The following is a 21,935-nucleotide window of genomic DNA, read 5'->3' as shown; positions in this document are numbered from 1 at the left end:
AAGCCCGAGCACTTCAAGATTTTGGGAGAGAGCGAAGCCATGGCCGCCGACAAGAACGCGTTCGTCTGGGAAGACCCCTTCCTGATCGAGAACCAGCTTTCCGAGGATGAGCGCATGGTGCGCGATGGCGCGGCCGCCTTTGCCGCCGACAAGCTCGCGCCGCGCATCGAGGAGGCCTATCTCGAGGAAAAGACCGACGCCGGCATTTTTCGCGAGATGGGCGAGGCCGGCCTGCTCGGCATCACCATTCCCGAGGAATATGGCGGGCTCGGCGCCAATTACGTCACCTACGGGTTGGTGGCGCGCGAGGTCGAGCGGGTCGATTCCGGCTACCGGTCGATGATGTCCGTGCAGTCGTCGCTGGTGATGTATCCCATCCATGCCTATGGCACGGAAGAGCAGCGCAAGAGATACCTGCCGAAGCTGGCTTCGGGCGAATGGATCGGCTGTTTCGGCCTGACCGAGCCGGATGCCGGTTCCGATCCGGGCGGCATGAAGACGCGGGCCGAGAAGACGGCGAACGGCTACAAGATTTCCGGCTCGAAAATGTGGATATCCAACGCGCCGATCGCCGACGTGTTCGTGGTCTGGGCGAAGCTGAAGGGCGACAACGGCAAGGACGAAATCCGCGGTTTCGTGCTGGAGAAGGGCATGAAGGGGCTGTCGGCGCCGAAGATCGGCGGCAAGCTCAGCCTTAGGGCCTCGATCACCGGCGAAGTGGTGATGGAAGGCGTCGAAGTCGGCGAAGACGCGCTGCTGCCCAATGCCAGGGGCCTCGGCGGCCCATTCGGCTGCCTCAACCGGGCCCGCTACGGCATTTCCTGGGGCGCGATGGGCGCCGCCGAGGATTGCTGGCACCGGGCCCGGCAGTATGGACTCGACCGCAAGCAGTTCGGCAAGCCGCTCGCCGGCACGCAGCTGTTCCAGAAAAAGCTCGCCGACATGCAGACCGAGATCGCGCTGGGCCTGCAGGCCAGCTTGCGGGTCGGAAGGCTGATGGACGAGGGCAAGATGGCACCGGAGATGATCTCGATCGTCAAGCGCAACAATTGCGGCAAGGCGCTCGACATCGCCCGCCAGGCCCGCGACATGCATGGCGGCAACGGCATCCAGATCGGCTACCACGTCATGCGCCACGCGCAGAACCTGGAGACGGTCAACACCTATGAAGGCACGCATGACGTGCATGCGCTGATCCTTGGCAGGGCTCAGACGGGGATACAGGCGTTTTTCTAAAGCTGTGCCGATGTTCAGGTGAGGCCGGCCTGCAAATGGCCGATGTCTGCGCTTCCGGTGCTCGCGTACCAAAAGTACGCTCTGCGCCGGTTCTCGGTATCAGCCATTTTCGACTCGGCCTGACCTGAATCTCGACACAGCGTAGCCGGCTTCGGCTGCTTAATTTAGGTGCAGCGCAACATCTCTGCTTGGAGAATGGCCAATAGATGTGTCAGGGTTCGGCTGAAGAAACGCCGATCTCCGGGGCCCCATGGCAATACTGGCAGCCGTCTACCACCTGACCCATTACAAATATGACCGGCCGGTGGTTCTCGGGCCCCAGGTCATCAGGCTGCAGCCGGCACCGCATTCCCGCACCAAGGTGCTCAGCCATTCGCTGAAGGTCGGGCCGGCGAACCACTTCGTCAATCTGCAGCAGGACCCCTACGGCAATTTCCTGGCCCGCTTCGTCTTCCCGGAGCCGGTGACGGAATTGAAGATCGAGGTCGACCTCGTCGCCGACATGACGGTCTACAATCCGTTCGATTTCTTCGTCGAGCCATCGGCCGAGACCCTCCCGTTCGAGTACCCCGAAGACATCAGGGACGATCTCGCCATCTACCGCACGCCGGAGCCGGCGGGGCCGCTGCTGTCTGCTTTCCTCGCAACCATCGACCGTAGCGCCACCAACACCGTCAATTTCGTCGTCGACCTCAATGCGCGGCTGCAGCGGGAGATCGCCTATATCGTGCGGATGGAAACCGGCGTGTTCTCGCCGGAGGAAACGCTGGCCGCGAAAAAGGGATCGTGCCGGGATTCGAGCTGGCTGCTGGTGCAAATCCTCAGGAATCTCGGCCTCGCCGCGCGTTTCGTCTCAGGCTATCTGATCCAGCTGAAGCCCGATCTGGTCGCGCTCGATGGCCCAGCCGGAACCGCCGTCGACTTCACCGACCTGCACGCCTGGTGCGAGGTCTATCTGCCGGGCGCCGGCTGGATCGGCTTCGATCCGACGTCGGGCCTGCTCACCGGCGAAAGCCATGTGCCGCTGGCGGCCACGCCGCATTTCCGCAACGCCGCGCCCATTTCCGGCATGGCGAGCTTTGCCAATGTCGAGTTCGGCTTCGACATGCGTGTCGACCGCATTGCCGAACATCCGCGCATCACCAAGCCGTTCTCGGATGAGAGTTGGCAGGCGCTGGATGCGCTGGGCAACAAGGTCGACGCCGCACTTCAAGCGGGTGATGTCAGGCTGACCATGGGCGGCGAGCCGACCTTTGTGTCGATCGACGATTTCGAGTCCGCCGAGTGGAACACCGCCGCCGTCGGCCCGACCAAGCGCGAAAAGGCCGACGCGTTGATCCGGAAACTGCGCGAGCGCTTCGCGCCGGGCGGTTTCCTCCACTACGGCCAGGGCAAATGGTATCCGGGCGAGAGCCTGCCGCGCTGGACCTTCTCGCTGTATTGGCGCACCGACGGCCAGCCGGTGTGGAGCGATCCGTCGCTGATCGCACACGAAAAGAGCGATGCGAAGGTCGGGCCGCAGCAGGCGAAAAGCCTGCTGACGGCAATCGCCGGCGAACTCGGCATCGACAAGGCGATGGTCAGCGAGGCCTATGAGGACCCGGCCGAATGGCTGCTGAAGGAAGGCAAGCTGCCCGACAATGTCGATCCGTCCAACTCCAAACTGGAAGACCCCGAAGAGCGCAGCCGCATGGCGAAAGTGTTCGAGCGCGGGCTGACCAAGCCGTCCGGCTATGTGCTGCCGGTCCAGCGCTGGAACAGCCAGGCATCGGACCCGCGCTGGCGCTCGGAGAAGTGGAAGACGCGGCGCGGGCGGCTGTTCCTGGTGCCGGGCGATTCCCCGGTCGGCTACCGCCTGCCGCTGGGCACGCTGCCCTATGTGCCGCCGGCACAGTTCCCCTATATCGTGCCGGTCGATCCGTCGCTGCCGCGTGGACCGCTGCCGGCGCGGGAAGCCATACTGCCAGAACCGGCTCCGGCCGAACTGGAAGGCGCCGAGGAGATGGCGCGGCGCCAGCAGGCGGTATCGTTCACTGCGGCGACCGGCCAGCAAGACCGGGTGGAGCAGGAGATCACCGAGATCGGCGGCGCGGTGCGTACAGCACTTTCGGTCGAGCCGCGCGACGGGCGGCTTTGCGTGTTCATGCCGCCGGTCGAGGCGCTGGAAGACTATCTCGAACTCGTCGCAGCCGCCGAAAACGCGGCCAAGGCGATCGGCCTTCCCGTGCATATCGAAGGCTATGGACCGCCGCACGATCCGCGCCTCAACGTCATCAGGGTGGCACCCGATCCCGGCGTCATCGAGGTCAACATCCATCCGGCTGCCAACTGGCAGGACTGCGTGGCGACGACGACGGCGATCTACGAGGAAGCACGGCAGACGCGGCTTGGCGCCGACAAGTTCATGATCGACGGCCGCCACACCGGTACCGGCGGGGGCAACCATGTCGTCGTCGGCGGCGCGACGCCCAATGACAGCCCGTTCCTGCGCCGGCCCGATCTGTTGAAGAGCCTGGTGCTGCAATGGCAGCGGCGCCCGTCGCTGTCCTATCTATTCTCCGGCCTGTTCATCGGCCCGACCAGCCAGGCGCCGCGCTTCGACGAGGCGCGGCACGATTCGCTTTACGAACTCGAGATCGCGATGGCGCAGGTGCCGCACCCGGGCCAGGGCAACCCACCGCTGCCTTGGCTGGTCGACCGACTGTTTCGCAACCTGTTGACCGATGTCACCGGCAATACGCACCGCTCGGAAATCTGCATCGACAAGCTGTTTTCGCCCGATGGCCCGACCGGCCGGCTTGGGCTTGTTGAGTTCCGCGGTTTCGAGATGCCGCCCAATGCGCGCATGTCGCTGGCGCAGCAATTGCTGGTACGCGCCATCATCGCCCGTGCGTGGAACAACCCGCTTGATGGCCGCTTCGTGCGCTGGGGCACCTCGCTCCATGACCGTTTCATGCTGCCGCATTATGTCTGGGCGGATTTCCTCGACATGCTCGACGACCTCAAGCTCAACGGTTTCGAATTCCGGCCGGAATGGTTCGATGCCCAGCTGGAGTTCCGCTTTCCGTTCTGCGGCGAAGTCCAGCATGCCGGCATCAAGCTGGAACTGCGGCAGGCGCTGGAGCCGTGGCATGTCATGGGCGAGCAAGGCGCAATCGGCGGCACTGTGCGTTTCGTCGACTCCTCGGTCGAACGGCTGCAGGTCAGGACCGAAGGGCTCAACCCGGAACGTCATGCCATTGTCTGCAATGGCCGAATCGTGCCGATGAAGGTCACCGACAATCGCGAGGTCGCGGTAGCCGGTGTGCGCTTCAAGGCCTGGCAGCCTTCGTCGGGCCTGCACCCGGCGCTGCCGGTCAACACGCCGCTCGTCTTCGATATCTACGACCGTTGGTCGGGGCGGGCGGTGGGCGGCTGCGTCTACCATGTCGCGCATCCAGGTGGGCGCAGCTACGACACCTTCCCGGTCAACGGCAATGAGGCTGAGGCGCGGCGTCTCGCCCGCTTCGAGCCGCGCGGCCATACGCCGTCGGCCTATGTGGTGCGCAATGAAGAAGCCTCTGAAGACTTCCCCATGACCCTTGACCTCAGGCGGCCAGCAAGACTCTGATCAGCGATGGCAAAGGGGAATCAGAAAAAGGTCCGCGGCAAGCCGCTGAGGCACAGTCTGCTGGAGCACTACCAGCCGATTGACGGCGTCGTCGACGAGATGGTCGATGCTTCGGGCCGTCCGCGTCCGGCCTGGGCGCCCTTCATCGAGGCGCTGGAGGAGCTGGGCCCGGAAAAGCTCGGCCAGCGCTTTGCCCGCGCCGACCAGTATCTGCGCGACGCCGGCGTTTATTACCGCGTCTATGACAAGGCCGGCGCCAATGAGCGCGAATGGCCGCTGGCGCATATCCCGCTGCTGATCGAAGACAAGGAATGGGCCGGGATCAGCGCCGGTCTCGTCCAGCGCGCCGACCTTTTCGAGGAGATAGTCGCTGATATCTATGGCCCGAACCGGCTGATCGAGAAGGGAATCCTGCCGGCAGGCCTGATTGCGGCGAGCCCCGAATTTTTGCGCCCCGTCGTCGGCACCATGCCGGCCAGCGGTCATTTCCTGCATTTTTGCGCCTTCGAGCTCGGCCGTGGGCCGGATGGAAGCTGGTGGGTGCTGGGCGACCGCACGCAGGCACCGTCGGGCGCCGGCTTTGCGCTGGAAAACCGCGTCGCCACGACGCGGGCTTTGTCCGACATCTATGGCGAGATGCATGTGCATCGCCTGGCCGGTTTCTTCCGTCGCTTTCGCGATGCTCTGATCGGCATGGCGAAGGAGAATGACGGCCGCGTCGCCATTCTGACGCCGGGGCCGCTCAACGAGACCTATTATGAGCACGCCTATATCGCCCGCTATCTCGGCATCATGCTGCTCGAGGGCGAGGATCTGACCGTCGCCGGCGGCAAGCTGATGGTGCGCACGGTTTCGGGGCTGATGCCGATCAGCGTGCTGTGGCGGCGGCTCGATGCCGCCTTCGCCGATCCGCTGGAACTGCGGCCAGACTCGCATATCGGCACCCCGGGGCTGGTCGAGGCGATCCGCCGCGGCACGGTTTCGACGGTCAATGCGCTGGGTTCGGGCTTGATGGAAACCCGGGCGCTGCTCGCTTTCCTGCCGAAGATTTCGCGCGCATTGCGCGGCGAAGAACTTCTGTTGCCAAGCGTGGCGACCTGGTGGTGCGGGCAAGCAACCGAACGGGCCCATGTGCTTGCCAATATCGATCGCATGGTGATCGGTCCGGCGCTGTCGACGCGGCTGGCCTTTGAGGATGACGGCCAGACCAGGCTCGGTTCGGCACTGACGCCGGAGGAACGCATCGCGCTGATCGCGCGCATCGAGAGCGATGGCAGCGGTTTCGTCGGCCAGGAAGCGGTGACGCTGTCGACGACGCCGGTCTATGTCGGCGGCTGGCTGGAGCCACGGCCGGCAAGCCTGCGCGTTTATCTCGCGCGCACGCCCGATGGCTGGACGGTAATGCCCGGCGGTTTCGCCCGTGTCGGCCTTTCGCTCGACCCGACGGCCATCGCCATGCAGCGCGGCGGCCAGGCGGCCGACGTCTGGGTGGTCAGCGACCGGTCGGTCGAGCGCGAGACGCTGCTGCCGCAGGAGCATGACAGCTTCGTCCGCACCATGCCGGGCAGCCTGCCCAGCCGCGCGGCGGAAAACCTGACCTGGCTCGGCCGCTATATCGAGCGTTCGGAAGATACGGTGCGTATCCTGCGCGCCTATCATGTGCGGCTGGCCGAGACGTCCGATCCTGACATGCTGCTGCTCGCCGATATCAGGGACTATCTCGAACCCTTCGGCATCGATCTCGAAGCGGCCATTCCGCCCGGATTGATCGGCACGCTGGACAGCGCCGTCTACAGCGCCGGACAGATCCGCGACCGCTTTTCGCCCGATGGCTGGCTGGCGCTGAAGGACCTGTCGAAGACCATTCATCAGTTCGCCACCACGGTGGCGCCGGGTGACGACGCGACACGGGCGATGACGGTCATGCTGCGCAAGCTCGCCGGTTTCTCTGGCCTGTTGCACGAGAATATGTACCGTTTCACCGGCTGGCGTTTCCTCGAGATCGGCCGGCGGATCGAGCGCGGCATCCAGATCGCCCGTACGCTAGCCCGACTGACAAGGTCCGGTGCGCCGGACGGCTCGCTCGACATGATGCTGGAGATCGGCGACAGCGTCATGACCCACCGCCGGCAATATCCGGTGCGGGCCGGACGGCGCACGGTGATCGACCTCTTGGCGCTCGACCCACTCAACCCGCGCTCGATCCTGTTCCAGCTCGAACGGCTGAAGGCGGAGATCGGCCTGTTGCCATCGGTTGGGCCGGAGGGGCATATGTCGGTCGCGGCCAAGGAAATCCTGCAGCTCAACACGGCAATTGCCGTCATGGAGCCATCGGAGATGTCGGCGGAGGTGCTGGACGATCTCGCAACTGAGATCGGCAACCTCTATAGCAGCCTGGCTAAAGCGTATTTCGGTTAACATGCTGTACGATATCAGGCTTCATCTCAGCTACGATTATGACGCCGCGGCCGGTGGCAGCCGGCATCAGGTGCGTGTATTGCCGCCGACCATTGCCGGCGTGCAGCGCGTGATCGCGGCCTCGCTTTCGTTTGTGCCGACCCCATCGGAGCGCACGGATTTTGCCGATTTCTTCGGCAACAATGTCACCGCGATCGCCTTTCGCGACGTCCATGACGGGCTCGACATCAGAATGAGCGCGCGCGTGTCGGTGTCACGGCCGGAGCCTGGGCTCGACGTGTCGCCCGATCTGCAGCGCCTGCGGGAAGAACTCGGCGCCGTACGGTCACTGGCGCCGGATGCACCGCATCACTTTCTCGCCGCCAGCGATCATGCCGGCATCGATGCGGCGATCACCGCCTATGCCCGCGACAGCGCCGGCGGCTCGACGGTCGGCATGGCCATCGATCTGTGCAACCGCATCCACCGCGACTTCACCTATGACGGGGAAGCGACCACGGTGCGTACCGGGGCCAGCGATGCCTTCCGTTTGAAGCGGGGCGTGTGCCAGGACTTCTCCCACATCATGATCGCCGGCCTGCGCGGGCTAGGTATTCCTGCGGGTTATGTCAGCGGCTTCCTGCGCACCATTCCCCCGAAAGGGAAGCCGCGGCTCGAAGGCGCCGATGCCATGCATGCCTGGGTCAAGGTGTGGTGTGGGCGCGATGCCGGCTGGCAGGAATTCGACCCGACCAATGGCATGCGGGCCAGCAACGACCACATCACCGTTGGCTATGGCCGCGACTATTCCGACGTGGCTCCGATCGTCGGCGTGCTGAAAACCACCGGCGGCCAGGTCGGCGACCAGGCCGTCGACGTCATCCCGGTCGCGCTCGAGAAGGCCTGACAGCCTCGAAGCACAGCTTCTCAACAACGGCCATGCCCGTTATGCTCGGTCGAAACTTCGGGGAGGATCGGTCGGCAGGCATGCTGATGCGGAGTTCGGTATTGACGGCAATCAGCGTCATCATCCCGGCGCACAATGCGGCGGCAACCATTGCGGCCACGCTGGCCTCGCTTCGTTCCGAAGCCGAGGTTATCGGCGAGGTGCTGCTGGTCGACGATTCCTCCTCGGACGGGACGGCAGAAGCCGCGCTGAATGCCGCCACGCAATTCTCGTTGCCGTTGCGCGTGCTCAAGAGCAGCTGCCGGGACGCGGGCGGCTCCCGCAATGTGGCGCTGGCGCAGGCGCAATGCTCCTGGATCTACCTGATCGACGCCGACGACTTGCATCTGGAGGGCGGGCTGCGGTCGATGCTGGTCCGGGCGGGGGAGCAACCGGCCGCCGACATGGTGATCGGCGCCTACCGTCGGCGCACCGATGGCGAGAACCGGAACCTCAAGCTTCCAGCCGGCTACATAGAAGACGGTATAGCCAATGCCTCGGCCTATCTGGAAGGTCACATTCGCTCGATCGCCGTGGGCAGTGCGCTGGTTTCCCGGCGCGTCGTCGGCGACACGCGCTTCCCGACCGGGCTTGCCTATGACGAGGACACGCTGTTCTGGTCCAGGCTGATGGGCAGGGCGTCGCTTGCCCTGATCGTGCATCCCGTCATGATCTACCACGTTTCGGCAGTGCGTTCCGATGATCGCTTCATCACCAGGCCGGTGCGCCGCTTTCTCGACTGGCGGCTGGCGCTGCGCGAGCTGACTGACTGTGGCATCCCACTGTCGTCGCTAAAGACCAGGGAGGGGCTGGTCGCCCTCAAGATCGCCCGGGTTCACTATGCGCGCGGCGATCTGGAGACGGCGGCGCGGTTCCTGAGGATCGCGGCGGCGGCGCCGAAGGTGCGGTCGAACACCTGGCGTTGCAGGCGCTACCAGCTGAAGCTGGCGCTGCGGCGCTGGTTTTCCTCTCCGCGCGTCCAGTTGCAACGTGCCTGAATCAGCCCCGCCGCAGCTTGCCGTCATTGTCATCGGCTATCGCGCGCCGGCTCAAATCGTCGAGGCGGTGACATCCCTGCTGGATCAGGATGAGCCGCTCGAGATCATGGTGGTCAACTCGGGCGGAGGCGAGGTCCTGGCGCTGCTGACCGGCGCCGGGGTCAAGGTGCCAGTGATCGAGGTCGGTCGAAGGCTGTTTGTAGGCGCAGCCCGCAACCTCGGCATTGCGGCCACCAAAGCGCCTTTCGTTGCCTTTCTTGCCGATGATTGCCTCGCCTGTTCGGGCTGGGCCGAGGCACGGATGCAGCGGCATCTGGCTGGCGACCGCGCCGTGGCGAGCGCGATGGTGAATAGCCATCCGCGCAATCTGATCGCCTGTGCGGCTCATCTGATCATGTTCATGCGACGGCTTCCCGGTCTGCCGTCGGATCGTGCGCTGCGTTACGGCGTGTCGTTCGATCGGCGGCTGTTCGATGAATTTGGCTTGTTCGATGAAACCATGCCTGCTGCCGAAGACACCGAATTCCTGGGGCGGCTGCCGCAGGAACTGCAGCCGGTGTGGGAGTCTAAGGTGCAAACCGTTCATCGCAACGAAACCCGGCTGTCCAGATTGCTTGCCGATCAGTACAGGCGCGGCTGTCGCCGCGGCGATTACCTCGCAGCGTCCGCCCTGAACACTCCGTTTCGGTGTTTTCGCGACACGTTTCGCGATCGGCGGAATGCCCGCAAGCTGGCGAAGATCGGGCTTTCCGATCGGGATCGAACTTTCGCGATGATGTCGATGCCAATTGTCTGGCTTGCCCTGCTGGTCAAATCCGTGGGTGTCTATATTGGCGTGCGAAATCGCGTGAAAGCGGCAACAAGAAAATGATAACGAGCCAAATCAAGCCTCGACGCTGGCGACGGAGCCGACTGTTCTGGACGCGGCAGAGAACGGTCGCAGTTTTCAGCTATCGTTATGACGCGCATCTGGTTGCCGATCTGATCACCAATATCGATCCGGTAGTTGACGGCTGGATTGCCTATGACGATCGCGGGGCGACCGGCGTGTTCAGCAGCGAGCCGCAGCGGCGGCGGATCTTGCTCGACGCAGCGCATGAAGCTGCCGCCGACTGGATCCTGGCTATTGATCCCGATGAGCGGCTGGAACGCGGTACCGCGGAGCGGATCGGACAGCTGACGGGGGATTACAGGCGCATGGCCTGGGGGTTCCGGCTCCGCGAATTGTATTCGCCGACCGAGTACCGGGTCGACGGGCTGTGGGCCGAAAAGTTCCAGTATCGTCTGTTCAGAGCCTACGATCCGGCGAAGTACCGACCAGAGGACCTGCACGGGCTCTGGTATCCTCCCGATCTTGGTTTCAAGGCCCGCAACAGCGGGCTCAACCTCTATCATTTAAAGATGATGGAGCCGAAGCGGCGGATCGCCCGCCGCAATCTCTACCACCACCTGGATCCAAAGGGGCTCCTGCAGGATGTGGGCTATGACTACCTTGCCGATGAGGCAGGGGCCGTGTTCGAACAGATTCCGCCCGGGCGCGACTACCATCCGCCTCACGTCGACGATGGCGGCCTCTGGATGGCCGTGCCGGCTGGTGCCACCATTGGTGGACCCGACCACATTCCATAGCAACGCGGTGGAACCAGCAGTCGGCCTGGCGCTTATCTACGAGAAAAATTTCGTGGAGCGGGCATGCTTGACAAATCTGGGACGCCATCCGGCCGGTCGGCTGCCGGACGGGGGGACGATGGAGCGCCGAAGAACGGCGCGCAGACCGCTGCCGAACAGGCCTCGCTCACCTATATCAGCGACAGCGAGCCGGGGATCCGGCGCCTGAAGGCGGGCGAAGGCTTTTCCTACAAGGGCGCGAAAGGACAGGCCGTCGGCGCGGCAGCCATTGCCCGCATCAAGGCGCTGGCCATTCCGCCGGCATGGACGGATGTGTGGATCTCGCCCGATCCCGCCGGCCACATCCAGGCGACCGGCCGCGACCAGCGCGGGCGCAAACAGTACCGCTACCATCCGCTGTGGGCCGCCGAGCGCGACGGCGCCAAATACTCCAGCCTTGTCGCCTTTGCCGAAAGCCTGCCGGAGCTGCGCCGCCGGATCGATGCCGATCTGCGCCGCCGTGGCCTGCCGGCCGAGCGCGTCGTGGCGGCAATTGTCTGGCTGCTCGACAACACGATGATCCGGGTCGGCAATGCCGCCTATGCCCGCGACAACAAGAGCTTTGGGCTGACGACGCTGCGCGACCGCCACGTCGACATCAAGGGATCCAGCCTGCGCTTTGCCTTCAAGGGCAAGTCCGGCAAGGAATGGAAATTGAAGCTGGTCGACCGCCGCATCGCCCGGGTCGTGCGCGGCGCGCAGGATATTCCGGGGCAGCAACTGTTCCAATATCTCGACGAGGACGGCGAGAGGCATGGGGTGCGCTCCGACGATGTCAACCGCTATATCCGCGACGCGATCGGCGCCAATTTCAGCTCCAAGCATTTCCGCACCTGGGGCGGTACCATCCATGCCGCGTCGCTGTTTGCGCGGACGGATCTTCCCGAAAGCCAGGCGCAGACCAAGCGTGTAATGAACGCCGTCATCGACAAGGTGGCCGAGCGGCTCGGCAACACACGCGCCGTCTGCCGCAAATGCTACATCCATCCACAGGTTTTCGAAGCCTGGGTGGAAGGGCGGCTGCTTAGCGAAATGACCGAGGCCAACAAGCGCAAGCGATCGATAGACGGTCTCGATGATGAAGAGGCTCTTGTGCTGAGATGGTTGAAGGCAAGCGAAGGCTGACAAAAATGGCGTAACTTTTTTGTCGACGCCATGTCGGCATAGGCCCTACTGTTTCGTCCTTTGAGACAGAAAAGGACGTCCCATGCTCTACGCTATCCTCTGCTATGCCTCCGAAGATGTCGTCTCCTCTTGGAGCAAGGCACAGGATGACGAGGTCATGGCAAAGCTCATGCATGTGCAGGAAAAATACGCTCAAGCCGGCCGGCTTGGGCCGGTGGCGCGGCTTTTGCCCACCACCGCCGCGACGACGCTGCGCAAGGTCAAGGGCGAATCGGTCGTCATCGACGGACCGTTTGCCGAGACCAAGGAACAGTTCCTCGGCTTCTACACGCTGGAATGCGCCGATCTCGACGAAGCCGTCGACTTCGCGCGCGAGCTTTCCGAGGTCAATCCCAGCGGCGGATCCTATGAGATCCGACCGGTTTCCGTCTTCAACCCAACCAGAGTAGCCACATGACAGACCTCGCCTGGATAAGCTCGGCGATCAGCGCTGCCCGCCCGCAGGCTATGGGTGCGCTGCTGCGCTATTTCCGCAATCTCGATACGGCGGAGGAAGCTTTCCAGGACGCGTGCCTGAGGGCACTCAAGAACTGGCCGCAGAACGGGCCGCCGCGCGATCCTGCGGCCTGGCTGATCTTTGTCGGCCGCAACACCGGCATCGACGCGGTGCGCAAGCGCGCCAAGCAGGCGCCGATGCCGGAAGAGGACCAGATCTCGGACCTGGAAGATGCCGAGAGCGATATCGCCGAACGGCTGGACGGCGCGCACTACCGCGATGACATATTGCGGCTCTTGTTCATCTGCTGCCATCCGGATCTGCCGCCTACGCAGCAGATCGCGGTGGCGCTGCGCATCGTCTCCGGTCTCACCGTCAAGCAGATCGCGCGTGCGTTCCTGGTCGGCGAAAGCGCCATGGAACAGCGCATCACGCGCGCCAAGGCGCGCATTGCCGATGCCGGCGTGCCGTTCGAGACGCCCGGCGCGGTCGAGCGCTCGGAGCGGCTCGCCGCCGTTGCCGCCATGGCCTATCTGATCTTCAACGAAGGTTATTCCACCAACAGCGGCGAGNCTCGCCGCCGTTGCCGCCATGGTCTATCTGATCTTCAACGAAGGTTATTCCACCAACAGCGGCGAGGCGCCGGCGCGTGCGCCGCTTTGCGAGGAGGCGATCCGGCTGGCGCGCCTGTTGCTGCGGCTGTTCCAGACCGAGCCGGAGATCATGGGCCTGACGGCATTGCTTTTGCTGCAGCATGCGCGCGCGCCGGCCCGCTTCGACGAGAATGGCGAGATCGTGCTGCTCGACGACCAGGACCGCTCGCTGTGGAGCCGCAAGATGATCGACGAAGGCCTGGCGCTGGTCGACAAGGCCCTGCGCCACCAGAAGCCCGGACCCTACCAGGTGCAGGCGGCGATCGCCGCCCTTCATGCGCGGGCGGCAACCCCCGAGGAGACCGACTGGACAGAGATCGACCTGCTCTACAGCCTGCTGGAGGCGATGCAACCTTCGCCGGTGGTGACGCTGAACCGTGCCGTTGCGGTCGCCAAGGTGCGCGGGCCGGAAGCTGCCCTTGCCATGATCGAGCCGCTTGGCGAGAGGCTGTCCGGCTATTTCCACTTCTTCGGCCTCAAGGGCGGTCTGTTGATGCAGCTCGGCCGTGGCGAAGAGGCGCGTGTCGCCTTCGATCGCGCCATTGCGTTGGCCAACACGGCAGCGGAAGCCGCCCATATCCGCATGCATATCGACCGGCTGATGCGAGACGGAGCCGTGAAGGCGCCGGCGAAGACAGCGCACTAAGCCTGTTCCTCCTCTGGCTCAATCGTGCAATCTCGGCTTGGACCATGCCGGGGTGGCGATTTTCCCCTGAAACGAGTAATGGCACGCCATGACAGCGCCTGCGGCATGCGGGCGATAATGGCGCCAAGGCTCGACCGCCGCCCTATGATGGCGAGCGGATCTGAAAGGGACAAAAATGACGATAGCGAAGGAAACGGCCGAACTTCTGGCGAAACTGGGTGTGGCCAAGGACGCGCTGACCGGCGGCGACCTCGTCGTGCGCAGTCCGGTGACGGGTGAACAGATCGCGGCGCTGAAGACGATTTCGCCGGCCGATGCGGCCAAGACCATCGATGCCGCGCACACGGCGTTCCAGGCCTGGCGGATGGTGCCGGGTCCCCGGCGCGGCGAACTGGTGCGGGTGCTCGGCGAGGAGTTGCGCGCGCACAAAACCGAGCTCGGCCGGCTGGTGTCGATCGAGGTCGGCAAGATCCCGTCGGAAGGCCTCGGCGAAGTCCAGGAAATGATCGACATCTGCGATTTCGCCGTCGGCCTTTCCCGCCAGCTCTACGGTCTGACCATCGCCACCGAGCGTCCGGGACATCGCATGATGGAGACCTGGCATCCGCTCGGCGTCGTCGGCGTCATTTCGGCCTTCAACTTCCCGGTCGCGGTGTGGTCGTGGAACGCGGCGCTCGCGCTGGTCTGCGGCGACGCCGTGGTGTGGAAGCCCTCGGAAAAGACGCCGCTGACGGCGCTCGCCTGCGAGGCGATTTTTGCCGGCGCGGTCAAGCGCTTCGGCGCAGATGCGCCGCAGGGCCTGGCACCGGTGCTGATTGGCGACCGCTCCGTCGGCGAGATCCTGGTCGACCACCCGAAGGTGGCGCTGGTTTCGGCCACCGGCTCGACCCGCATGGGCCGGGATGTCGGCCCGCGTCTGGCCAAGCGCTTTGCCCGCGCCGTGCTCGAACTCGGCGGCAACAATGCCGGCATCGTCTGCCCGACCGCCGATCTCGACATGGCGCTGCGCGCCATCGCCTTTGGCGCCATGGGCACCGCCGGCCAGCGCTGCACGACGCTGCGGCGCCTGTTCGTGCATGACAGCGTCTATGACGCGCTGCTGCCGCGGCTGAAGAAGGCCTATGAGAGCGTCTCGGTCGGCAATCCGCTGGAGACGTCTTCGCTCGTCGGGCCGCTGATCGACAAGGCGGCCTTCGACGCCATGCAGAAGGCGCTCAAGGAAGCCACCGCTCACGGCGGCAAGCTGACCGGCGGTTCGCGGGTCGAGAATGGCCATCCCGATGCCTATTACGTGCATCCGGCGCTGGTCGAAATGCCGAAGCAGGTGGCTCCTGTCACCGAAGAAACCTTCGCGCCGATCCTCTACGTGATGAAATATTCCGATTTCGATGCCGTGCTCGACGAGCACAATGCGGTCGGCGCCGGACTGTCGTCGTCGATCTTCACCCGCGACCTGCAGGAATCCGAGCGCTTCCTCGGCGTCGATGGTTCGGATTGCGGCATCGCCAACGTCAACATCGGCACGTCGGGCGCCGAGATCGGCGGCGCCTTCGGCGGCGAGAAGGAAACCGGCGGCGGGCGCGAGAGCGGCTCCGATGCCTGGAAGGCCTATATGCGCCGCGCCACCAACACGGTGAACTATTCCAAGGCGCTGCCGCTGGCGCAGGGCGTGTCATTCGACATCGATTGAGATGCTGCGCCCGGCTTTTGACCAGTTGATCCACCCGAACCCGTCGGGCGGATCGCTGCCGCTCGCGCGGATCGTTCCGCTTTCAGGCTTCGCCCCCGCTGTCCAGATGTCCGTATCCCGACGGCGGAAAGGCCACCTCGGCCATGCGCCCGGACGGGTCCTCGCGGTCGGCACGATCGGCTGCGCAACAGCGTCTGCGCCGAACGTTCAGCCAGCGTGCGGCGACGCCGGTCGGCAGGCCTCGAACGCGGCATCGATGACGGCAAGCTTGGCGGCCTGCACGGTCATGTATTCCTGGTAGAAGCTGTTGGACACCCACATCACCGAATGCCCGCGCCGGCCCAGCCAGCCGACGCTGCCGAGCTTTTCGGCGTCGCGCAATTTGCGCGCAAGATGGGTGCGCGAGAGTTTTAGCCAACTGGCGAATTCGCCGATCGAAACCACGCTGGTCGGGATCCGGTCGAGGGCGGCATTGTCGGGATCGATGCCGGACATCAGCCAATCCATGACGATGCCGCCATTGTTGAGCCAGATGAACAGCGAAAACGTCTGCTTGGGCTCACGCACTGGGTTGGAGGAGAGCAGGCCTTCCGCCACCAGCGGCTGCAGCCTGGAAATCATGCCGTGCTGCTCGAGAAAGGCGGCGAGGCGGCTGCCGCTGTCGAGACCGTCGAGCGTGCGCAGATGCGCAACCACCCAGCCGTCGAATTCCTTCAGCGTCGCTGCCGTCACCTGAAAGGGATGGGCTCGTCCATCACCGGTGTGCGGCAGGTATTCGATGATGTGATAGTATAGCATCTCCTTGATGAAGGCTTCGGCCGTGTTGCGGCTAGCGACGGAATAGTGAAGCACGGCATCGATGAAGCGGGCCAGTGTCAGTTCCGTGCGGGGATCGCGCGGGTCGCGGGCGAAATGCAGGGCTAGGCCGGTGTGAGCCAGCAACCAGCGCTGTTGCGTGGCGAACACGGCGGCCAGGCGTGGGCTCGTTTCATAGATATGCAGCAACGCCTTCGACTGCGCCTCGACATGACGGTGCAGCGCCGGATGGCCGGCAATATATTCGAAATTCAGCGCCATCCTCCTCGTCCTCCGGCCAGCCCCCCGGCAGCGAAGACGTGCAATCACATTTCCAGCCTTAGCCGCCCGTGTCCGGCCATGCCAACCCGGACAAAAGGCCTAGAGCGATCAACCGTTCTACAGACACGTTGAAACCCCCGTCATCTCTTGATTTCGAGGCAAATTGCTTGAGAAGCGCCGCGCGCTTCTGCAGAGAAAACCGTGTCACACTTTTTTGGAAACGCTCTGGTCCGTTCGCGCCTAGGGCGTGTCGGAAAACGCTAAGCCATTGCAACCGTTGAAAAACCTACCGCAATAATAGTCAGCCCGGCAGCCTGCGGTTGAATTTGCCTTAAGATCGCCAGCACGTTGCGCGCGGTCCGTTTGTATCCAGGCGGTTCGCCACGTCGGAGCGCCTGGGCTATCGTTCCGGCTATTACGGCCGCAAGCGCGAGGTGATGGAGAGCCATCGCGTCCTAGCCACCAAGACCACATCGTGGCAAACTTCTTGTTAACCACATGCTCGGTGAAATTATCGGATTAACCCCAGATGCCACTATCGAGGTTATGTTCCGTACCTTAGCGTTCAATATGAGTTCAAGGGATGTGTGGATTCGGGGGTTATTTCGGGTCAATCCGGGATGCGGAAGCTTTGCTCACGCACATGGTAGCCGCAATTGCCCATCGTGGGCCGGATGAGCAAGGGAAATTCGTAGCACCCGATGCCGGGCTCGGGCATGCGCGGCTGTCGGTGATCGGCATCGGCGATGGCCAGCAACCGATGTCCGACGAGGCCGGCAATTTGACGATTGCGTTCAACGGCGAGATTTTCAACTACATAGAACTGCGCGAAGGGCTGATCGCCAAGGGCCGGCACTTTCGGACGTCGAGCGACACAGAGGTCATCCTTCAGCTCTATGAGGAGATGGGCGAAGACTGCTTGTCTCTCCTGAACGGTGATTTCGCCTTGGCGATATGGGACAATCGGCAGCGACGAATGGTGCTTGCACGAGACCGGATGGGTGTCCGGCCGCTCTTCTACACAAGTAAGGACGGGGTGCTTTACTTTGCCTCGGAGATCAAAGCTCTGTTGAAGGTCCCGGGCGTCTCCGCTGAAATTGATCCGATTGCGCTGGATCAGATCTTTACGCTGTGGGCGCCGATCGCTCCGCGCACGGCGTTCCGCAATATCCACGAGTTGGAACCGGCAAGTGTGATGATCGCGACGCAGGGGCAGGTCACGGTCAGACGGTACTGGCACCTGGACTATCCGCATCGTGATGAGCCGTCGAAGATCACGAACGAGGACCACGCGGCAGAGGAATTGCAAGCCCTTCTGACCGATGCGGTGAGGCTTCGCATGCGGGCCGACGTGCCGGTCGGTTCCTATCTTTCCGGAGGGCTCGATTCGTCGCTCGTTTCGGCGCTTGCCGCCGGCATGACTCCTCGGAGACTGGAGACATTTTCCGTAACCTTCGACAGCGCCGAGCATGACGAAAGCGCCTTTCAGACCGAAATGGCCTCGGCGCTCGGCACGCGCCACCACGCCATAGAATGCGGCGCCCGCGATATCGCCAGCGTCTTTCCTGACGTCATCCGCTTTGCCGAGCGGCCGATCATCCGCACGGCGCCAGCGCCACTCTACAAATTGTCCGCCCTGGTTCGCCAGGCCGGCCTGAAGGTGGTGCTGACGGGTGAAGGCGCCGACGAGGTCTTCGCCGGTTACGACGTCTTCAAGGAGGCGCGTGTCCGCCGGTTCTGCGGGCGGCAGCCCACATCGCGCATAAGGCCGCAGCTGTTCCGCCGGCTTTACCCGTATCTGCCGGGCCTGCAACAGCAATCGGTGGAGTATCTGGCTGCCTTCTTCGGCACCAGCAACGCTGCCCTCGACGATCCGCTGTTCTCGCATCGGCCACGCTTCAAGACCACGGCGGCGGCGAAAATCTTCTTTTCCGGCGACCTGCGCGCGACGTTGAAGGGTTATGACGCAGCTGAAGAGCTGACCAGCCGCCTACCCGAGGCGTTTTCCCTATGGCATCCGCTGCATCAGGCGCAATATCTCGAAACCCGCTTCCTCCTGCCCGGCTACATCCTCTCCAGCCAAGGCGATCGGATGGCCATGGCGCACGGCATCGAAGGGCGGTTTCCTTTCCTGGATCATCGCGTGGTAGAGTTCGCGGCAAGACTTCCGCCGGAGATGAAACTGAAAGGCTTGATGGAGAAGCACATATTGCGCAAGGTGGCCAGGCACCACCTTCCGGCGGCGATCGGTAAACGCACCAAGCAACCTTACCGCGCCCCGGAGGCCCGCTCCTTCGTCGGGGCGGAGGAACTAGACTATGTTCGTGACTGCCTGGGCGAGGCGAGCATTACCGCCGGCGGCCTGTTCAACGCCAAGGCGGTGGCCAAGCTCCACGAGAAATGCCGCATTGAGACCGCGACCGGATTTCGCGACAACGCCGCCTTCGTCGGCATTCTGTCGACGCAGCTGTGGCAGAAGAATTTCGCCGGCCAAGCGGCCGGCGCGGCAAGAGCGGCCTGAGACGGCGAGGAAAAGGAAAGACATGATGACGGCAATCAAGGACAGGGTCAGAAGCTTTATCGTCGACAACTTCCTGTTCGGCGACACCTCCTACAAACTGTCGGATTCAGCCTCGCTGATCGAGAACGACATTATCGACTCGACTGCGGTACTTGAGCTGGTGGCCTTCATCGAGGACAATTTCGGCATCGCGATGGTGGATGCCGACATCGTTCCGGCCAACCTGGACTCGCTTGACCGCATCTCGTCCTTCATCGAGGCGAGAGCACAAACGCTGGCAGCGTAAGCGCCAACGGCGAGGAACGTCCCGTGCGGATCGAGCATTTTCTGGTGGCGAAGGCTGCTGCCCACCCGGCCAAGACGGCATTGGTCACCAAGGGCAAAAGGCTGAGCTACGAAGAACTCGACGACCTTTCGAGCCGGCTGGCCACCGCTCTCTTCATGAATGGGATCAGGCGCGACGACCGCGTTCTGATCTTCATGGACAATTGCTGGGAGGCCGCCGTATCGATCTTTGCCGCACTCAAGGCAGGTGCGACCTTCAGTCCGATCAACCCCTCCACAAAGGCCGACAAGCTCGGTTACGTCATCGCCGATTGCGACGCCAGGGCGGTCCTGACGCAGGCGAAGCTGATGCCCGTGGTCACCGAAGCCTGCGCATCGCAAGGCAAGCCCGGCATCTTCGTGGCTTCCACCCCTGGGGCCGACGGGCAATGCCCGGCAGGGGCCGCGTCCCTGACTGACTGCCTGACGTTCGATGGCGCGGAGGTAAACCATCGCGGCATCGACGTCGACCTTGCGATGCTGATCTACACGTCAGGTTCGACCGGCCGGCCCAAGGGTGTGATGATGACGCATCGCAATTGCGACGCCGCCGCGGGGTCGATCGCCACCTATCTGCGCAACGCGCCGGACGACATCATCCTGAACGTCCTCCCGCTTGCCTTCGACTATGGCCTCTACCAGTTGCTGATGGCAGTCAGGCTCGGGGCCACGCTGTTGCTCGAGAAGTCCTTCGCCTTCCCGCACGAGATCTTCGAACGCATCCGCAAAGAGGGCGTCACCGGCCTTCCGCTGGTGCCTACCATGGCGGCGATGATCCTGCAGATGCGTGATCTGGCGCCGGGTTTCCTGCCCAGCCTCCGCTATATTTCCAACACCGCGGCCGCCTTGCCGCCAGCCCACATAGAACGCCTGCGCTCGCTGCTGCCCGGCGTCCGGATCTATTCGATGTATGGGCTGACCGAATGCAAGCGCTGCACCTATTTGCCACCCGAGGAACTTGACCGCCGGCCAGGGTCGGTCGGCATAGCCATCCCCAACACGGAAGCCTTTGTCGTCGACGACCTTGGACAACGCGTGCCGGCGGGCGTGGCAGGTGAGCTAGTCATCCGCGGTCCGCACGTGATGCAGGGCTATTGGCGCAACAAGGCCGCGACGGAACGAGCGCTCCGGCCGGGGCCTAACCCTTGGGAAAAGGTGCTCTATACGGGCGACCTGTTCCAGACCGACGAGGACGGCTTTCTCTATTTTGTCGGGCGTAAGGACGACATCATCAAGACGCGTGGCGAGAAGGTCGCCCCCAAGGAAGTGGAGGCCGTGCTCCACGCCCATCCAGGTATCGCGGAAGCGGTGGTCGTCGGCGTGCCGGATCCGGTGCTGGGGCATGCGATTGGCGCGCTCGTCGTGCGGTCCGATCCGGCGCTTGGCGGAAAGGACATCATTCGTCACTGCGCGCGCCACCTGGAGGATTTCATGGTCCCCAAAATCATAGAGTTCCGGAGCGAATTACCGAAGACTGAGTCGGGCAAGGTCAGCCGCCGGCTCGCGGCTGAGATGATGGAGGCCGAGCAATGAACATCGGCTCAACCCAGGATGCGCCGGCCTTCACGCAAGCCCTGGCCATCGATCCCGCCGCCGAAACGGACAGGATCGTGGCGGCGCTGCGCGAGCAGTTGCGCGGCATTCGCAAGCGCGGCCTCGTGCTTGGTCTTTCGGGCGGTATAGATTCCAGCGTTTCGGCTGCATTGGCCGCGCGGGCCGTCGGCCACCAGAATGTGCTGTGCGTCCTCATGCCGGAAAGCGATTCCGACCCCGAAAGCCTGCGGCTCGGCCATCTGGTCGCCGACACTTTCGGCGTCGAGGCCGTTGTGGAGGATATCGGGCCGACCCTGCGGGCAATGGGCTGCTATGAACGCCGCGACGCCTTCATCCGCGAATTGGTCCCGGACTATGGCAAGGGCTGGGCCTCGAAGATCGTGATCGCGAACGTGCTCGAAGGCGAGGGCTACAACATCTCGTCGCTGGTGGTGCAGGACCCGCAAGGCAAGCAGACGAAACTGCGGATGCCGGTGGCAGTCTATCTCGGCATCGTTGCCGCCACCAACATGAAGCAGCGCACCCGCAAGCAGCTCGAATATTATCATGCCGACCGGCTGAACTTCGCCGTGCTCGGCACACCGAACCGGCTGGAATACGATCAGGGGTTCTTCGTCAAGAACGGCGACGGCGCCGCCGACGTCAAGCCGATCGCGCATCTCTACAAGACGCAGGTCTATGCGCTAGCCGCCTATCTCGGCATTCCGGAAGAGGTCCGCAACCGGCCGCCGACCACCGACACCTACTCGCTGGCGCAGACGCAGGAAGAATTCTACTTCTCCCTGCCTTACGATCGGATGGATCTGTGTCTCTACGGCCTCAACAACGGCGTGTCCGCCGAGGTGGTAGGGCAAGCGGCGGGATTGGCCGCCTCACAGATCGAACGCGTCTGGGCCGACATCGCCGCCAAGCGAAAGGCGACGCGCTATCTGCACCTGCGCCCGCAGCTCGTTGACGGCGTGGACGAAGTCGGCTCCTGACCTGATGCATTATG

15 protein-coding genes and 1 pseudogene are annotated in these 21,935 nt (G+C 63.7%); 15 read left to right on the top strand and 1 reads right to left on the bottom strand.

Features of this window, described 5'->3' with window-relative positions:
* Window positions 1–39 precede the first annotated feature (39 nt).
* From X727_RS161725 to X727_RS161770, 11 genes and pseudogenes are all read left to right on the top strand, one after another.
* Entirely contained in the window at window positions 40–1,236 is a 1,197-nt protein-coding gene (locus X727_RS161725; RefSeq protein WP_023691708.1) for an acyl-CoA dehydrogenase, read from the top strand.
* A 250-nt stretch (window positions 1,237–1,486) separates the two neighbouring features.
* Window positions 1,487–4,846: a transglutaminase family protein gene (locus X727_RS161730; protein ID WP_023833551.1), complete on the top strand. Its 3,360-nt coding sequence runs from the start codon at window positions 1,487–1,489 to the stop codon at window positions 4,844–4,846.
* A gap of 6 nt (window positions 4,847–4,852) precedes the next feature.
* On the top strand, window positions 4,853–7,264 hold the full coding sequence (locus tag X727_RS161735; protein ID WP_023833550.1) for a circularly permuted type 2 ATP-grasp protein: 2,412 nt from the start codon (window positions 4,853–4,855) through the stop codon (window positions 7,262–7,264).
* Window position 7,265: 1 nt separating this feature from the next.
* On the top strand, window positions 7,266–8,150 hold the full coding sequence (locus X727_RS161740; RefSeq protein WP_023683456.1) for a transglutaminase family protein: 885 nt from the start codon (window positions 7,266–7,268) through the stop codon (window positions 8,148–8,150).
* 101 nt (window positions 8,151–8,251) lie between these two features.
* Window positions 8,252–9,187 (top strand): glycosyltransferase family 2 protein, encoded by a 936-nt coding sequence (locus tag X727_RS161745; protein WP_023686317.1) that lies wholly within the window; start codon window positions 8,252–8,254, stop codon window positions 9,185–9,187.
* On the top strand, window positions 9,180–10,058 hold the full coding sequence (locus X727_RS161750; RefSeq protein WP_023833549.1) for a glycosyltransferase family A protein: 879 nt from the start codon (window positions 9,180–9,182) through the stop codon (window positions 10,056–10,058). The genes X727_RS161745 and X727_RS161750 overlap by 8 nt, the downstream gene beginning before the upstream one ends.
* Window positions 10,055–10,816, top strand: a complete 762-nt coding sequence (locus X727_RS161755) for a hypothetical protein (RefSeq protein WP_023686315.1) — start codon at window positions 10,055–10,057, stop codon at window positions 10,814–10,816. The genes X727_RS161750 and X727_RS161755 overlap by 4 nt, the downstream gene beginning before the upstream one ends.
* A gap of 63 nt (window positions 10,817–10,879) precedes the next feature.
* Window positions 10,880–11,980 carry a DNA topoisomerase IB gene (locus X727_RS161760; RefSeq protein ID WP_023744241.1) on the top strand — a complete coding sequence of 367 codons (1,101 nt, stop codon included), beginning with the start codon at window positions 10,880–10,882 and terminating at the stop codon, window positions 11,978–11,980.
* Window positions 11,981–12,062: 82 nt separating this feature from the next.
* The gene (locus X727_RS161765) at window positions 12,063–12,437 is read left to right on the top strand and encodes a YciI family protein (RefSeq protein WP_023671781.1); all 375 of its coding nucleotides are present in this window, start codon (window positions 12,063–12,065) and stop codon (window positions 12,435–12,437) included.
* Window positions 12,434–13,775: pseudogene (locus tag X727_RS01000000164365) on the top strand (RNA polymerase sigma factor). Before X727_RS161765 ends, X727_RS01000000164365 begins: the two are co-directional and overlap by 4 nt.
* Before the next feature lie 175 nt (window positions 13,776–13,950).
* Window positions 13,951–15,465, top strand: coding sequence for an aldehyde dehydrogenase family protein (locus X727_RS161770; protein ID WP_023744242.1), 1,515 nt, complete (start codon window positions 13,951–13,953; stop codon window positions 15,463–15,465).
* Between the two features lie 207 nt (window positions 15,466–15,672).
* Here X727_RS161770 and X727_RS161775 read toward each other — a convergent pair whose 3' ends face one another.
* Complete coding sequence (locus tag X727_RS161775; protein WP_023828185.1) at window positions 15,673–16,542, bottom strand: hypothetical protein; 870 nt, start codon at window positions 16,540–16,542, stop codon at window positions 15,673–15,675.
* Window positions 16,543–17,125: 583 nt separating this feature from the next.
* Here X727_RS161775 and asnB point away from each other — a divergent pair.
* Genes asnB through nadE form a run of 4 tightly spaced genes read left to right on the top strand, consistent with a single transcriptional unit; the run spans window position 17,126 to window position 21,921 of the window.
* A complete protein-coding gene (gene asnB, locus X727_RS161780) occupies window positions 17,126–19,063 on the top strand; it encodes an asparagine synthase (glutamine-hydrolyzing) (RefSeq protein ID WP_023744244.1) in 1,938 nt (645 codons plus the stop codon).
* Window positions 19,064–19,085: 22 nt separating this feature from the next.
* Window positions 19,086–19,349 (top strand): acyl carrier protein, encoded by a 264-nt coding sequence (locus X727_RS161785; protein WP_023671787.1) that lies wholly within the window; start codon window positions 19,086–19,088, stop codon window positions 19,347–19,349.
* Between the two features lie 23 nt (window positions 19,350–19,372).
* Window positions 19,373–20,920, top strand: a complete 1,548-nt coding sequence (locus tag X727_RS161790; protein ID WP_023744245.1) for an AMP-binding protein — start codon at window positions 19,373–19,375, stop codon at window positions 20,918–20,920.
* On the top strand, window positions 20,917–21,921 hold the full coding sequence (nadE, locus tag X727_RS161795; RefSeq protein ID WP_023691696.1) for an NAD(+) synthase: 1,005 nt from the start codon (window positions 20,917–20,919) through the stop codon (window positions 21,919–21,921). The genes X727_RS161790 and nadE overlap by 4 nt, the downstream gene beginning before the upstream one ends.
* Window positions 21,922–21,935 lie beyond the last annotated feature (14 nt).

Source organism: Mesorhizobium sp. L103C105A0 (assembly GCF_000502215.1).
Lineage (GTDB): Bacteria > Pseudomonadota > Alphaproteobacteria > Rhizobiales > Rhizobiaceae > Mesorhizobium.
The sequence above is the reverse complement of the archived record's forward strand: the minus strand, read 5'-3'. Positions and strand labels throughout refer to the sequence as shown.

Excerpts from the sequence above, each read along its gene's own strand:
- X727_RS161725 (WP_023691708.1), top strand. The coding sequence starts at position 40 with ATGGCCGCCGACAAGAACGCGTTCGTCTGGGAAGACCCCTTCCTGATC.
- X727_RS161730 (WP_023833551.1), top strand. The coding sequence starts at position 1,487 with ATGGCAATACTGGCAGCCGTCTACCACCTGACCCATTACAAATATGAC.
- X727_RS161735 (WP_023833550.1), top strand. The coding sequence starts at position 4,853 with ATGGCAAAGGGGAATCAGAAAAAGGTCCGCGGCAAGCCGCTGAGGCAC.
- X727_RS161740 (WP_023683456.1), top strand. The coding sequence starts at position 7,266 with ATGCTGTACGATATCAGGCTTCATCTCAGCTACGATTATGACGCCGCG.
- X727_RS161755 (WP_023686315.1), top strand. The coding sequence starts at position 10,055 with ATGATAACGAGCCAAATCAAGCCTCGACGCTGGCGACGGAGCCGACTG.
- X727_RS161760 (WP_023744241.1), top strand. The coding sequence starts at position 10,880 with ATGCTTGACAAATCTGGGACGCCATCCGGCCGGTCGGCTGCCGGACGG.
- X727_RS161765 (WP_023671781.1), top strand. The coding sequence starts at position 12,063 with ATGCTCTACGCTATCCTCTGCTATGCCTCCGAAGATGTCGTCTCCTCT.
- X727_RS161770 (WP_023744242.1), top strand. The coding sequence starts at position 13,951 with ATGACGATAGCGAAGGAAACGGCCGAACTTCTGGCGAAACTGGGTGTG.
- X727_RS161775 (WP_023828185.1), bottom strand. The coding sequence starts at position 16,542 with ATGGCGCTGAATTTCGAATATATTGCCGGCCATCCGGCGCTGCACCGT.
- asnB (WP_023744244.1), top strand. The coding sequence starts at position 17,126 with ATGTGTGGATTCGGGGGTTATTTCGGGTCAATCCGGGATGCGGAAGCT.
- X727_RS161785 (WP_023671787.1), top strand. The coding sequence starts at position 19,086 with ATGATGACGGCAATCAAGGACAGGGTCAGAAGCTTTATCGTCGACAAC.
- nadE (WP_023691696.1), top strand. The coding sequence starts at position 20,917 with ATGAACATCGGCTCAACCCAGGATGCGCCGGCCTTCACGCAAGCCCTG.